General features: G+C 54.6%; 14 protein-coding genes. 10 read left to right on the forward strand and 4 right to left on the reverse strand.

The features are described 5' to 3' along the window. Nucleotides 1–284 precede the first annotated feature (284 nt). The 5 genes from cobT to NSS79_RS06855 all read left to right on the forward strand — a co-directional run bounded on the left by cobT (nt 285) and on the right by NSS79_RS06855 (nt 4,749). Nucleotides 285–1,346, forward strand: coding sequence for a nicotinate-nucleotide--dimethylbenzimidazole phosphoribosyltransferase (gene cobT, locus NSS79_RS06835; protein WP_342438770.1), 1,062 nt, complete (start codon nt 285–287; stop codon nt 1,344–1,346). After that, nucleotides 1,343–1,891, forward strand: coding sequence for a bifunctional adenosylcobinamide kinase/adenosylcobinamide-phosphate guanylyltransferase (gene cobU / locus NSS79_RS06840; RefSeq protein ID WP_342438771.1), 549 nt, complete (start codon nt 1,343–1,345; stop codon nt 1,889–1,891). The genes cobT and cobU overlap by 4 nt, the downstream gene beginning before the upstream one ends. Further along, nucleotides 1,888–2,700 (forward strand): adenosylcobinamide-GDP ribazoletransferase, encoded by an 813-nt coding sequence (gene cobS / locus NSS79_RS06845; RefSeq protein ID WP_342438772.1) that lies wholly within the window; start codon nt 1,888–1,890, stop codon nt 2,698–2,700. Before cobU ends, cobS begins: the two co-directional genes overlap by 4 nt. A gap of 115 nt (nt 2,701–2,815) precedes the next feature. Beyond that, on the forward strand, nt 2,816–4,420 hold the full coding sequence (locus NSS79_RS06850; RefSeq protein ID WP_342438773.1) for a cobyric acid synthase: 1,605 nt from the start codon (nt 2,816–2,818) through the stop codon (nt 4,418–4,420). A gap of 2 nt (nt 4,421–4,422) precedes the next feature. Continuing rightward, nucleotides 4,423–4,749 carry a YnfA family protein gene (locus NSS79_RS06855; protein ID WP_076112675.1) on the forward strand — a complete coding sequence of 109 codons (327 nt, stop codon included), beginning with the start codon at nt 4,423–4,425 and terminating at the stop codon, nt 4,747–4,749. Nucleotides 4,750–4,861: 112 nt separating this feature from the next. Here the strand turns inward: NSS79_RS06855 and NSS79_RS06860 are convergent, their stop codons facing one another. Beyond that, a complete protein-coding gene (locus NSS79_RS06860) occupies nt 4,862–6,550 on the reverse strand; it encodes a methyl-accepting chemotaxis protein (RefSeq protein ID WP_342438774.1) in 1,689 nt (562 codons plus the stop codon). Between the two features lie 389 nt (nt 6,551–6,939). On the opposite strand from NSS79_RS06860, the gene NSS79_RS06865 reads away from it, so the two are divergent. Continuing rightward, nucleotides 6,940–7,665, forward strand: a complete 726-nt coding sequence (locus NSS79_RS06865) for a queuosine precursor transporter (protein WP_342438775.1) — start codon at nt 6,940–6,942, stop codon at nt 7,663–7,665. An 87-nt stretch (nt 7,666–7,752) separates the two neighbouring features. Here NSS79_RS06865 and NSS79_RS06870 read toward each other — a convergent pair whose 3' ends face one another. Beyond that, a complete protein-coding gene (locus NSS79_RS06870) occupies nt 7,753–8,847 on the reverse strand; it encodes a Xaa-Pro peptidase family protein (RefSeq protein WP_342438776.1) in 1,095 nt (364 codons plus the stop codon). A 209-nt stretch (nt 8,848–9,056) separates the two neighbouring features. On the opposite strand from NSS79_RS06870, the gene NSS79_RS06875 reads away from it, so the two are divergent. After that, entirely contained in the window at nt 9,057–10,406 is a 1,350-nt protein-coding gene (locus NSS79_RS06875; RefSeq protein ID WP_342438777.1) for a PQQ-dependent sugar dehydrogenase, read from the forward strand. A 113-nt stretch (nt 10,407–10,519) separates the two neighbouring features. On the opposite strand, the gene NSS79_RS06880 is transcribed toward NSS79_RS06875, so the two are convergent. Further along, entirely contained in the window at nt 10,520–11,248 is a 729-nt protein-coding gene (locus NSS79_RS06880; RefSeq protein ID WP_342438778.1) for an MBL fold metallo-hydrolase, read from the reverse strand. 662 nt (nt 11,249–11,910) lie between these two features. On the opposite strand from NSS79_RS06880, the gene NSS79_RS06885 reads away from it, so the two are divergent. Next, nucleotides 11,911–12,771, forward strand: a complete 861-nt coding sequence (locus NSS79_RS06885; protein WP_342438779.1) for an SDR family oxidoreductase — start codon at nt 11,911–11,913, stop codon at nt 12,769–12,771. A 13-nt stretch (nt 12,772–12,784) separates the two neighbouring features. After that, complete coding sequence (locus NSS79_RS06890) at nt 12,785–13,288, forward strand: N-acetyltransferase family protein (protein ID WP_342438780.1); 504 nt, start codon at nt 12,785–12,787, stop codon at nt 13,286–13,288. 43 nt (nt 13,289–13,331) lie between these two features. On the opposite strand, the gene NSS79_RS06895 is transcribed toward NSS79_RS06890, so the two are convergent. Further along, nucleotides 13,332–13,676 (reverse strand): helix-turn-helix domain-containing protein, encoded by a 345-nt coding sequence (locus NSS79_RS06895; protein WP_342438781.1) that lies wholly within the window; start codon nt 13,674–13,676, stop codon nt 13,332–13,334. A 90-nt stretch (nt 13,677–13,766) separates the two neighbouring features. On the opposite strand from NSS79_RS06895, the gene NSS79_RS06900 reads away from it, so the two are divergent. Continuing rightward, complete coding sequence (locus NSS79_RS06900) at nt 13,767–14,027, forward strand: YqkE family protein (RefSeq protein WP_038587188.1); 261 nt, start codon at nt 13,767–13,769, stop codon at nt 14,025–14,027. The last annotated feature ends 447 nt before the right edge of the window (nt 14,028–14,474 follow it).

Genomic DNA, 14,474 nt, shown 5'->3' on the forward strand with positions numbered 1-14,474 from the left:
TGTAATTGTATGATCCTGCTATATCACCTATAATCCTTAAGGAAGAAATAGGGGTATGCACTAAAATAGTTCGCGGCTGCGGCAGTGGCAGCACAAAGCCCCCTTCTTTGGAGAAGGGGGCTTTGTGCAAATATAAGAATTTATATGCTTCACGCTATAAATTATCCTTCTATTTCTCGCTGAAACGGATACCGTCCTTTTTAAGGACGGCGAAGCCGTTTCCACTTGCGTGGAGCTACGGTTATTCAAATAGAGTTGTAATAGAAGAAATAGGAGGAGTAACTATGATTTCAGCATTGGAAGAAGTGATCGGGCGGATTGTCCCCGCCGATGAACAAGCGATACTGCGCGCCGAGGACCGGCTGAACAGTCTGACTAAGCCGCCGGGAAGCCTTGGCCGGCTGGAGGCATTAGCCGTCCGGCTGGCGGGAATCTCCGGTGTGGAACAGCCAAGCTACGGCAAACGCACTGTAGTGGTCATGGCTGCAGACCACGGTGTCTGCAGTGAGGGAGTCAGCGCATTTCCGCAGGAGGTTACGGTGCAGATGGCCCATAATTTCCTCAGCGGCGGCGCAGCGGTGAATGTGCTGGCCCGCCAAGGCGGGGCAGAGGTGAAGCTGGTGGATATCGGGATAGGCGGTGACCTGAGCCATCCGGAGCTGATTGACCGCAAGGTGCGGCGTGGAACCTGCAATATGGCGCAGGGACCGGCGATGAGCCGGGAGGAAGCGCTGAGAGCCATTTTGGCCGGGGTGAACGTGGCGGAGGAAGCGGTGAAGAGCGGGACGGAGATACTTATCACCGGCGAAATGGGCATCGGCAATACGACAGCCAGCGCTGCGGTACTGTGTGCACTGGAGGGCATTCCCGCAGAGACCGCTGTAGGCCGGGGGACTGGCATTGACGATGAGCGGCTGCGCCATAAAATCGCAGTGGTGGAGCGGGCGCTGCAGATCAATGCACCGGATCCGGACGATGCTATCGACGTGTTGGCTAAGGTAGGTGGCCTTGAAATCGCCGGTCTGGCCGGGCTTATTCTGGGTGCAGCCGCTGCACGGGTTCCCGTTGTGCTTGACGGCTTCATCTCCGGCGCCGCAGCGCTTGCAGCCAAAGCACTTGCACCGGAGTCCATCCATTATATGATTGCCTCCCATGTCTCAGGGGAGCAGGGGCATAAGCTGATGCTGGAGCGGCTGGGGCTGGAAGCACTGCTCGACCTTGGGCTGCGTCTTGGCGAAGGAACAGGGGGCGCCCTCTGCCTTCATCTGATTGAGGCGGTGTGCCGGATTATGCGCGAAATGGCCACCTTCGAAAGCGCAGGGGTATCCGGGGCGGAGAGCCGATGAGCATCCTTGTAACAGGCGGCGCGCGCAGCGGTAAAAGCAGCTTTGCCGAACGTCTGACACTGTCGCTGGCCGGTCAGGCTTTCTATGTGGCGACCGGGCAAGCGTTCGATGAAGAGATGAAGGCGCGGATTGCCCTGCACCGGCAGCAGCGCGAAGAAAGCGGCGGCCAGTGGGAGACGCTGGAGGAGCCGCTGGATTTGCCGGCTCTGCTGGAGCGTCTCTCCGGGGGGAAGGCGGTGCTTGTAGACTGCCTGACCTTGTGGCTCTCCAATGTGCTGCTGGCCGTGGAAGGGCAGGTGGACAGACAAGAGCGGGTGGAGCAGGAAATCGCCAGGCTGGAGCACAGTGTGGCGTCTTTCCAGGGGACGCTCGTTCTGGTTACGAACGAGGTTGGCGACGGCATCGTGCCGGAATATGCACTGGGACGGCTGTACCGTGATCTCGCCGGACGGATGAATGCGCTGCTGGCCCGGCAGTGCCGGCAGGTCTTTCTCGTCACTGCCGGAATACCGGTTGAGCTAAAAAGCAGGGAGTATCTGCTATGAGTGCGCGGGAGGATGCTGCCGCCGCTTTTCAGTTCCTGTCGCGTTTTCCGGTAAAGGGCGGCGGCGACTTTTCCCGTGATTTGCTGCGGCGCAGCGTGGTCTATTATCCGCTTGTCGGCGCGGCGATCGGGGGGAGTGCTGCGCTGTGCGCTGCTGCAGCGGCTTGGCTGCTGCCGGCTTGGCCTGCCGCTGTAATCACCCTCATCCTGTGGGTAGGGCTGACCGGCGGGCTGCACCTGGACGGCTGGATGGACAGCGCCGACGCACTGCTCAGCTACCGCTCGCGGGAGCGGATGCTGGAGATCATGAAGGACAGCCGCGTAGGGGCGATGGGCGTCCTGGCCTGCGTGCTGCTATTGCTGCTGAAGGCCGCCTTGCTGGCGGCATTTATTGAAGGCGGCACCTATTACGAGCTGCCGCTGCTGTTATTGCCGCCGGTCTGGAGCCGCTGGTATATGGTGCGGGCGATGGCCCGCTATCCTGTTGCCCGCGGCAATGAGGGGTTGGCAGCCAGCTTCGCAGAGCTGCAGCCCCGGCAGGAGCGGCGCGCGCTGCTCACCGCCGCGCTGCTCTCACTGGCCGCTGCCGCTGCGCCACTTGCGCTCGGCGCGGCAAGCGGCACCTGGCCGCAGCATCTGGCGGCGGCCTGCCTTGCCCCGGTGGCCGCAGTGCTCTGCGGCCATCTCGCGGCGCGGCGGATCAGCAGCCGGCTCGGCGGGCTCACCGGCGATGTGTACGGCGCGCTGAACGAGCTGCTGGAGGCTGTGCTGCTGCTCCTGCTGGTGCTGCTGCAGCACAACCTGATGTAGCACAACCTGATGTAGCCGGAAGGCTCTGCGGAGAGCTACCTTTCCGGCGTATGCTAGAACAAGAACAACTGCTTCGCCAGTATCCCGGCAGCAGGAAGAAAGCGGGGAGAAGAGCATGAAGAATCAAGCGGACACACAAGAGAAGAAACAGCGGGCGGCCGTGCTGATGATGCAGGGAACGGCTTCGGATGTCGGCAAGAGCCTCGTCACTGCAGCGATCGGGCGGATTATGACACAGGACGGCTACCGTACGGCGCCCTTCAAGTCGCAGAATATGGCGCTGAATTCCTATGTCACCGTGGACGGCAAAGAAATCGGGCGTGCCCAGGGCATGCAGGCCGAAGCGTTCGGCATTACGGCTACCAGCGACATGAATCCGATTCTGCTGAAGCCATCGGGCGAGATGAGCGCGCAAATCGTCGTCCATGGCGTACCGCACATGGCGCTGAGCGCGCGGGAATACCGCGAGAAGTTTCTGCCTGAAGCTAAAGGGACAGTGCTGGACGCGCTGGATCGTCTGCGGGCGGCTTACGATATCGTGCTGATGGAAGGGGCGGGAAGTCCGGCCGAGATCAACCTGAAGGCGCGGGATATCGTCAATATGAATCTCGCAGGCTGGGCGGATGCGCCGGTGCTGCTGATCGCAGACATTGACAGAGGTGGCGTATTCGCCTTTCTGGTCGGTACACTCGAACTCTTGGAGCCGCATGAGCGGGCGCGTGTCAAAGGCTTCATTATCAATAAATTCCGCGGCGATCTGTCCTTGCTGCAGCCTGGTCTGGATTGGCTGGAGCAGCGCACCGGGATCCCGGTGCTTGGTGTGCTGCCGTTTCTGCCGCAGCTGCGGATAGAGGCGGAGGATTCCGTAGTACTGGAAGGGACTTCGGGCCGTATGCAGCCCGGCAGCGCGAAGGAGCTGGATATTGCGGTCATCCGCTACCCGAGAATATCGAACTTCACCGACTTCGATCCGCTGGAGGACGAGCTGGATACCGCCGTGCGTTATGTGACCTCCGTAGAGGAGCTGGGCACACCGGATGCCATCATTCTGCCGGGCACGAAAAATACGGCGGCAGACCTGGATTATTTGCGGGAGCTGGGCTTCCCTGAAGCAATAACGAATGCGCTGGAGCACGGAACACTGCAGCTTACCGGGATTTGCGGAGGTTACCAGATGCTGGGGCGGAAGCTGCTTGATCCGCATGCTGTTGAAAATGCGGAGCCGGGGGGTAGTGCCGGGCTGAACTATCTGCCCCTGTCCACGGAATTTCTGCCGCATAAGACGACGGTGCGTGTGAGCGGCACGCTGGCTGGTAATCATCCGCTGCAATTATGCGGCCTTGACCCCGGAGCGGCTGAGGGAATTCCTGTTGCCGGATATGAGATTCATATGGGTACTACGACAAAACACGAAGGTGCAGGCGTGAGAAGCCTGTTCCACCTGACGGGACCGGATGGGGAGACGTTGCCTGAAGGTTGGGGTACGCCGGACGGCAAGATATGGGGAACTTATCTGCATGGTTTGTTTCATAATGATAACCTGCGCAGAGCCTGGCTTGACGGAATACGGCAGGCCAAAGGTCTTGCCCCGCTGGCCAGGACCTTCTCGTCGGCAGCGCTCCGCGAGCAGGAATTCGACCGCCTGGCAGATGCCGTAAGAGCCAGTCTGGATATGGAGGCAGTTTACAGAATAATGGGTCTTCCCGGAGAAGAGGGGTAAGAATGGTGCTGGCGGTTCTGCTGTTTATTGTTGCCGGTCTGGCTGAAATCGGCGGCGGCTATTTGATCTGGCTGTGGCTGCGGGAGTCGCGGCCGCTCTGGTACGGCCTCGTTGGTGCACTAATTCTGATTGCGTACGGCATCATCCCCACCTTGCAGAAGTTCCCTTCTTTCGGCAGGGTGTACGCCGCCTATGGCGGTGTGTTCATCGTGCTTGCTGTTCTTTGGGGCTGGCTGGTGGACAAGAAGACACCGGATCTGTATGACTGGATCGGTGCAGGTATTTGTGTGATTGGGGTATCGGTTATCCTGTGGGCACCAAGACACTGATCTGGAGGAGAAGAGCGTTATTAAATTGCAGCGCAACCTAACAAAAAGGCAGTCCAAGCTCTGATAAGCTGTGGACTGCCTTTTGATATGGTTCGAAAGAAGCGGGTTTTCTTTAAATCTTGAACTGTTTCACAGCTTCCTGCAGCTTCACCGCTTGTTCATGCAGATGCTCCACGGTCAGGGAGTGGCCATCCAGCTCCTCGTGCTGCCGTGAGGAGTTCTCGGCAAGCAATTCTGCACTGGCTTGCGATTTGCCGGTGATTTGTGCGGTTTCCTCCACTGAGGCGCTTACTTCTTCGGTGCCGGCCGAAATCTGCTGGGTGGCGGCAGATACGGACTGAATGTTGTGATTGATGCTTTGAATAAGAATTAGCAGTTGATTAAAGGCATTGCCGGCTTCCTCCGCTTTGCCTACGCCCGAGGCAACTTCCGAGTTCACATGATTCATTTCTTCCACCGAACGGTTCATATCCTCCTGCAGGCTAAGCAGGAAGTCACGGATCTGCTCATTGGATTCCTTGGACTGCTCAGACAACTTGCGGACTTCTCCGGCTACAACAGCAAAACCCCGGCCATGCTCGCCTGCGCGTGCCGCTTCAATGGAAGCATTCAGCGACAGCATCTGAATCTGCTTGGTTATTTCCGTGATGCCCTGGACAACCCCACCAATCATCAGGGAACGTTCATTCATGATGCGGAACTGCTCCAGCGACTTCTGAGAGGCATGCTCCACCTGACGCATTTGCTGTACGGCACTCTGGGCAACCTCATTGCCGCCCATGGCTTCCGCTGCAGCTTCACTGATCTGCTCGGTGACTTCACCGGCTGCGGATGCGATATGCTGAATGCCGAAATTGATTTCTTCCATGGCTCTGGAGTTCTCCAGTGCGCTGCTGGCAATAGTTGTACTGCCTTTGCCGATCTCCGTAACGGATAGCGCCGAACGCTCGGCCATTTCGCCCAGCACTTCAACACGCGCTTTCAGATCATTGGCATCGGCGACGACACTGCCTGAAGTATCGAGCACCTGCCCGATCATTTCCTTAAGCCGTTGTCCCATACTTTGGAAGCTCACCGACAACTGGCCGACCTCATCGTTACCCTTGATAACCAGATTCTGCGTGAAATCACCGGCAGCGAGCTTATTGCTATAAGCGGTAAGCTGAGAGAGCGGCCGCGTGATTTTCCGGCTCATGAAGGTAGCGGCGGCGGTTCCAATGATCAGCGACAGCAGTGTAATTCCTATACTTGCCCAAACGATGCTGTTTATCTTGTCTTCAACAAAACCAACGTCAGAACTTACTCCGATGACCATCCTGCTGCCTGGAACACTGACATAGGCGGTCTTATGTATACCGTGACTGTCACTATAGATTTCACTGAGCCCCGTTTTTCCTTTAGCGGCTTGTTCCATAGCGGGCAATACGTTAAGGCTTTCTTCAGCCTTCAGCTTTGAGCCGTGATCTGCGGCCAGTACGGTGGCCTTTCCATCTTTCATTTCGATGAGGAAAATGGTCTCCACATCATGCAGCTTTCTTTTTTCCTGGAAATAGTATTCGACATTCGTGGTGGCCTGTGCACTCTTACTAAGGGTCTGCTGGGCGTGGGTTGCGTTCAAATTCTTGTAGACATCCTGAGCGGCCCCGGTCAGAAGCTTGTTAATTTGCGGCATTACGTAGCCGTCGATGGTACTCATTGATATAAAGTAGAAGCTGATACTTAACACAAGGGATGTGAGCAATAGGACGACAAATAACAAAAGTGTAAATTTGCGGCTGATTGAATTCTTAAAGCGTGACATATCCATTCTCTCCTTTTCTATTTGAATGCATCGATCCCATGCCAACGCTTATAAGCGGGCACACAGCTATATACTCCATTGATGTTGGTCATATATCAGGCTATCGTTCCGGGGATATGATTGATAACTATTCTATAGAATTAACCTCCGGTTGAATAGTGAGAAAATTGAATTATAACGCATATTTTTCAGAAAAATATGAATAATTGTCGAATGAACCATTTGTTTACCGAAAATAAGTGACAACATTCTTCTTTTCTGAAAATTTAAAATTCTCATAGAATGTTAGCTTTTTATATGGTAGAGTATTAATGTTTTGTTCCTAAAAACAAAATATCCGCGGTTCGTAACCATCCCGCGTAACCAAAACTAGGAGGAAGTATAGAAAAATGTTTAATTTGTTGTGGGGGATTTTGTTCGTTATTGTCAACTTCGGCCTATTTCTGCTCTGTTACCGTCTCTTTGGTAAAAAGGGGCTGTATGCCTGGGTTGGAGTTGCTACGGTCATCGCCAATATTCAGGTGGCCAAGACGATTGCCATGCCGCTAGACATCGTGATGACGCTGGGCAATACGATGTATGTAACGCTGTATATGACCAGCGATTTGCTTAATGAACGGTACGGGCGGAAGGAAGCGCGCAATGCCGTATGGTTCGGCTTTTTCACCCTGCTGATGACTACGGTGATTATGCAGATGGCGCTGGTGTTCAAACCGCAGGGAGATCCCATTTTCCAGACCTCGCTGGAAACGATCTTTGGACTGATGCCGCGTCTGGCGCTGGGAAGCCTTGCCGCCTATTTCATCAGCCAGTTCCTCGATGTGCGCCTGTATTCGTGGATCCGCAAATACTACAGCACCTCGCGCCAGCTTTGGATCCGCTCCAACGGCAGTACGATGATCAGCTCATTTGTTGATACGCTGATTTTTTGCACCATTGCGTTTGCCGGCAGATTCGATATGCAGGTGTGGATCGAAATTCTGCTGACTACCTATGTAGTGAAATTCCTGCTGACCGGTGCAGGCACGCCAATCCTTTACATTGCCCGCTCCTTTAAGTTTGCCGAAGAGGAAGAGCCGGCCCTGAAGGATGCGGATAGCCGCAGCATTTCATAGATTGTGACCATGAAAAAGCAGTGAGTCTCCCGTTATGGGGTCGGCTCACTGCTTTTTTTGATGGACATATCTTATATTGGAATGCTGTTACAAATGGAGGATAGTCAGCTCTTTCGGGAAGCTGGTCAGCGTTACGGGACCTTCTGCCGTAATAAAGACATCATCTTCAATACGTACACCGCCTACGCCCGGCACATAGATGCCCGGTTCCACGGTGAATACGTTGCCGTTCTCGATAATATCCGTATTTAAACCGTGAAGGGAAGGATACTCATGGGTATCCATGCCAAGTCCATGGCCGACACGGTGCATGAAATATTCTCCGTACCCCGCATTTTCGATCACTTCACGCGCTGCCCGGTCCACTGAGCCGAAGGTAGCTCCTGCTCGGGAAGCGGCAATGCCTGCCAGGTTAGCGGCCAGCACCGTGTTGTAGATTTCGGTCAGCTTGCTGTCCGCTTCCTCCACGGCAAAGGTCCGTGTGATGTCGGAAGCATACCCGGCGGCATATACGCCAAGGTCGAACATCAGGAAATCACCCGGCTGGATGATGCGGTCTCCCGGCACACCATGCGGAAGGGCAGTGTTAGAACCACTGAGGACCATAGTGTCGAAGGAAGGACCGGAGGCGCCGACCTTTTTCATCAGATATTCCAGCTCGGCTACCAGCTCAATTTCGCTGACTCCGCGTTTCACATGGTTTAGACCGCGGCGCAGAACCTCTTCCACCAGCTCGACGGCATGTTTCATCCGGCTGACTTCCTCCGGTGTCTTCTTGGCGCGCATCGCCCGGAGCAGGGGACCGATATCGCTAAATTGCGCTGCAGGCACAGAATCGGCGAGCAGCTCATACCGGCTTACGGAGAAATGCTCTTTCTCTATGCCGAGTGTGCCAGGTGTTTTGCCGCCAAATTGCGACTTTAGCAGCTCATACGGATTATCGGTATCGCTGTGTGTCAGGATCGTCGTGACGGAGGAAGCCGCATGAGCTGCTTCGGCATCCAGTGCCGGAACAATCAGGACGGGCTCCTCTCCGCGAATCAGCAGCAGGCCAAGAAAACGTTCATGCGGATTGCTGGCAAACCCGGTCAAGTAGTAGACATGTTTGGGATCGGTGACGAGCAGAGCGTCCAGCCCTTCTCCCGCCATTCCCCCAGCCAAACTTTGTAGAGCCTCATTCATTTCAGGTGTTCCCCTTTCGTAATCACGATAAAAAAAGCAATGTTTTCATTATAGATCATTAGCCGGCAGGGTGCACGTCTCTGTAGATTTGCTTGCCCAAAGGGTTTAGCGAACCGCAAGGCCGGGTAATAGTTGCCCAAATTGATTGCAGACTGAACATAACAAGCTTTGAAGCCAGTGTTCATATATTCTTTCAGGAGGTGACAGCCATGTCCGGCAAAAGAAAAGTCCACCACAGCCTTCTAGGGTGCTGTATGTTGATCCTGCTGACAGGAGGGTTGTCAGCCTGCACCGCTTCTTCCGAAACCAGTAATGCGGGGGAAACGCTGAAGAGTGCAGGGCCGCGCCTCTCAGGAAACCCTGCAGAGAGCGCAGAGCCATCCTTGGTTTCTCCGTCAAATAATACGGCGGATGGAAAATCGGTTCAGCAGGCAGAGGCGCAGGTCTCACCGAGCCCCGCTCCCTCTGCAGAACCAACCCCACTTCCAGTGCCTGAGGATCCTGCAACAACAACTTCTGTAAAGTCAAAAACGTCCTTCCCCTATACAGCTCAAACCGTAGCAACGGGGCTGAAGGTCCCTTGGGAAATGGCATTTGCTCCGGATGGGCGGATTTTTTTTACTGAACGGCCTGGCAGCCTGCGGGTGATTGAGAATGGTAAACTGAGAAAGGCTCCGCTGCTGGAGCTTCTTGCGCCGTTCGTCAGCAAGGGGGAGGGCGGTCTCTTGGGGCTTGCGCTGGATCCGGCGTTTGAAAGCAACGGGTATGCCTACGTCTACCATTCCTATCTCCATACAGACGGCGGAGTGCAGAACCGTGTACTGCGGCTCAAGATCAGCAGCGGCAAAGCGGAGATTAACAAGGTGATGCTGGATGGCATCCCTGGAGACACCAATCATAACGGCGGCAGGATTAAAGTAGGACCGGACGGATATCTGTACGTCACTGCTGGTGAACGTTATAAGCCGGAGCTGGCACAGGATAAAGACAGTCTGGGCGGAAAAATCCTGCGAATCTCCCTTGACGGGTCCATCCCGCAGGATAACCCTTGGCCGGATTCTCCCGTCTACAGCTGGGGCCACCGCAACCCGCAAGGGTTGGCCTGGCAGCCGGACACTGGAGTGCTTTACAGCTCGGAGCATGGGCAGTCCAGCCATGACGAAATTAATATCATTGAGGCAGGCGCCAATTACGGCTGGCCGCTTATTGAGGGCGATGAAACCGCAGGCAAAGGTGAGGTGAGTCTGAGGCTTCCGCTGCTGCATAGCGGCAGCCAAACCTGGGCTCCGTCGGGAATGGCTTTTATTACACAGGGTCCATGGAGCGGCGAACTGCTGGTTGCCGGGCTGGCCGGAGAACAGCTGCTGTGGATTTCCCCGTCGTCCGGAGGCGGCAAGGCTAAGGCAACAGCATTGTTCCAGGAGAAATGGGGCCGGCTCCGCAATGTGGCCGAGGGTCCGGATGGTACCTTGTATGTAATGACGAATAACCGGGATGGCAGGGGCGAGCCCGGAAACAATGACGACAAACTGATTGCCCTGAAGCCAAACTGGAAATGAGCCTAGTGCCGCTCCTCGTTTGATATCCCATCATGAGCATAAATCAGGCCCGCTCGTAGATTACTCTACTTGCGGGCCTGATTTATAACTGGACTATAGCCGGAGATGCTCTGTTAGAGCACATCCGTCAATTGGTTGATCAGCTCCTGCGGACTGCCGTCGTAGAGTCCGCCGTGGTAACAGAGGACGGACTGGATTAACCGTCCTTCCAGCTTGTGCAGGCTGCGCAGCGCCTGCGGCATGTCCGGTGTGGCCGACTCTGCCGGTCCGGCCAGCTGTCCGTCTACGACGAGCAGCTCATCGACTGCCAGCAGCAGCGCTTGTTCCTGCACATAAAGGCAGATATGCCCCGGCGTATGGCCGGGGGTATGAATAATTTCGATGCCGCCGCCCCACGGCAGCCGCTGGCTGTCATGCAGCTCCGTGAAGCTGCCGAGCTGCGCCAGCTGCTCCAGAAACGCATGGAACTGCTCCTGAAATGCCTGCGGCATCTGCGCGACCCGCTGCGGATTCATCTTCAGCATCGGCTGGCTGTTCGTGATTGCCGGAATATCGCCCGGATGGGCGAATAGCTCAACGCCGGGGAGCTTCTGCACGAGCAAAGGGAGATTGCCGATATGATCAATATCCTGATGGGTGAGGATGATGCGTTTAATGCTGGAAAGCTGTTCGCCCGCTTGCTCTATAGCTTGCAGCAAAGCATCGTATTGGCCAAACATGCCGGTGTCTATGAGGGTCAAGTCCTCCCCATCTTTCAGCAGCACCGGATAAATCTTGGTAGGGCCCATTACGGGTGAGATCATGGGGACAGTTAGTACGATAACATTTGGGCCAATATTCATAGTTCAGCTCCGGGAACAGGATTCCCGGAATTCACCTCCATATAAGTTTTCTCAGTTAGCAATCGGCGTTCCGTTCGGGACCTTGCGGTCCGGAGCCAGCAGGATGACCTCACCTTCCTCCGCATGCGTTGTGTAACCCGCCAAACGTGAAACTTTGAGCATGCGATGCGTAACCCGCCAAACGTATATCCGTGAGCATAGTTTTGGTGCTGTTTCTGCTCGGCGGACTGTATGTTCTTTATTTGGCTCAAATCCCGTGATCAGCACTCCACGCGGACTGCATAGCCCTTATTTGCCTGGAAAACAGGCTAAACCACCCATTTTCAATGAGATAGCGGCGCTGGTGTCCGTTCGAAGAGTGAGGAGTCCTTTTTGTACAAAATAACGTCTCCTGAGTCCGCGAGACAGTCTGAGCCGCTAGATGCTGATTGCCGGCTGACTTATGCTGTACTCCATTCGATTGACGCCGTATCCTATTCAAATAAGGATACAATTACAGGACTGCAGCAATCTGGACGAGCGATTCACATAGCTGAATTGCCATATGTACTGAAAGGCTTTTCTTGTGCACCTGATTTGATGTAACATAATCTTAAAACATATGCTGTGGAAAGGCCAGGCTGGCAGTTGTAATTGGCAGGTTGCTAGAGAGGGGATTGGCCATGAATGGAAAGACGGTGCTTGTAACCGGAGGCAACTCCGGGATGGGATTGGCAACGACGATTGAAATGGCCCGCCAGGGAGCAACGGTGGTGATGGCCTGCCGCAGTCGCAAGCGCGGGGAAGAGGCGCTTGCGAAAGCCAAGCGGGAGAGCGGATCTGACCATATCACGCTGATGTTATGCGATTTGGCTTCGTTTCAGAGCATCCGCGGGTTTGCAGCGGAATTCAAGGCGAGCCACCCCATACTCGACGTATTGATTAACAATGCCGGTGTAGTGGCCGTTAGACGTGAGCTTACGGCAGACGGCTTCGAGCAGGACTTCGGCGTGAACCATTTGGGACACTTCTTGCTGACCCGTCTGCTGCTGGATCAGCTAAAGGCGGCAGAGCAAGGCAGGATCGTGGTCGTTGCTTCCGGGGCCTACAAGATCGGAAAGCTGTATTTGAACGATCATACTCTGTCGCGCGGCTTCAATCCGGCCAAGGCTTACGCGCGTTCCAAGCTGGCCAATATCCTTTTTACGAGAGAGCTGTCCAAGCGCCTACAGGGCACGGAAGTTACGGTCAATGCTGTACATCCGGGTGCTGTGGGGACCAATATCGGGGTTAACCGGGAGACAGGCTTTGGCCGCTCGGTGCTGAAGCTGTTATCCTATTTCTTCCTGACACCCGAGCAGGGGGCGGACACGGCAATCTATCTCGCGACGGCGCCGGAACTGCTGGGAGTGACCGGACAATATTATTACCGCCGAAAGATCAAAGAGCTGTCACCGCGGGCACTGAATCAGGAAGATGCCGAACGTTTGTGGCATTGGAGCCTGGAACAGACCGGAGCAGACAAGGGCTTACACAACTTATAGGAGGATCTGAAGAATGGCTTGGCACAATTACAGCATTGAAGATGCAACACTAGAGGATTTAGGGGCAATTGTGGAGATTTATAATTCGACGGTAGCCGGACGGATGGTTACTGCCGACCTGGAGCCGGTTCGGGTGGAGGACCGTTTGCACTGGTTCCACGAGCATAACAGCCATCATCGCCCGCTGTGGGTACTGAAGCAGGACGGCGAGGTTGCCGCCTGGTTCAGCTTCCAGTCGTTCTATGGCCGTCCGGCCTATAGTGGAACCGCAGAAGTCAGTGTATATGTAAGCGGGAAGTTCCGCGGCAGCGGTGCCGGGAGTATCCTGCTGACCAAGGCACTGGAAGAATGCCCGCGCCTTGGTCTTCAGAATTTAGTTGGTTTTGTATTCGGCCACAACGAGCCAAGCCTGGCTCTGCTGCGGAAATTTGGTTTTGAACAATGGGGACTGCTGCCTGGAGTTGCTGAAATGGACGGCATTCAACGTGATCTGGTCATTATTGGCCGTAAGCTGTAAGGAACAGCGCACCATTGTTTGTACAGTATGAGAAGGATAACTCTTAATCAGGAGGAATTCCTTCAGGCCCGCAGCCTTCTGGTTCAATCCAGGATTCCGACCATTCCTGCAAATCACGGATGACCGATTTCAGCGCCCGCCCTTTATCCGTCAAGGAGTATTGAATTCTTACGGGTGTCTCGGGAAATACTTCGCGGAGGACAATGCCTTCCAGCTCCAGTTCCTTAAGCCGTTCGGACAAGAGTCTGCCGCTGACGGGCAGAGAAGACTCGATAACACTGAAGCGCTGTGGTCCCTGAAGGAGCTGATAGATGATTAAGCCTGTCCAACGTCTGCCGATGATATCCATGCTTTTCTGTAACTTTGGACACAAATCTAGGGATTTCATAAGGCTCACCTCTTACTGAGTATTATAAACGAAAAGACCTATAACTAAAACAAATTTGAACTACATGCAATGCCCGAAAGGATGAGCTACATGGCCAAAAAAAAGAAAATAACCCCTGCTCCACGTCCCGCTGCATCGGATGCTCCGGCAACACTCCGGGATCTCCTCAGCAGTGATGTGCTTGACAAGCTGAAGGCGCAGTCCGATGCGCTCAAAGCCGAGGAGAATGACAAGAAAGAGGCAGCCCGCAAAGCGGTAGAGGATCAGCGGAAAGCCGAGCAGAAGCGGCTGGAGAATGATTTTGCCCATTTGCTGGAGAACAGCAAACAGGATTGGCATAAATTCAAGTAAACAAATAACCTATGAAGAGGCGCCTGAGAGGGTGTCTTCTTTTTTTGCGTGCAGGGGAAATAGTCCTTTTGATGTATTTTTTGTGCAGGTGAGCCGCAGAATTCAGTAGATTCTGCGGCTTTTTTTGCAGCCTGGCGGACAGGACTTCCAATATTAGGGTTGACAATCTGCAGCAGAGCCATATATTATTGGGTTTATCATTTAGAGAAGGGAGGCCGATGGGCCATGATTGGAACTATTGTACTGGAATTGTTGCCTTGCCACATTACAACCGCATATGAACCATCTGATCTCATCGCCTTCGTCCGGGAGACATGATGTGCCCTTGGCTCATCCTGTCGCATTCTTGCACATGGGTAAGCTTTAAATTATGTTAGGTAATTTTGAAGCAATGATTAGCTCTTCGGGAGCCGTGGATCAGAACTGATCTGCGGCTTTTTTTGCGTA

Origin of the sequence: Paenibacillus sp. FSL L8-0436 (genome assembly GCF_038593025.1) — a bacterium.
In the GTDB taxonomy this organism is placed as follows: domain Bacteria; phylum Bacillota; class Bacilli; order Paenibacillales; family Paenibacillaceae; genus Paenibacillus_AQ.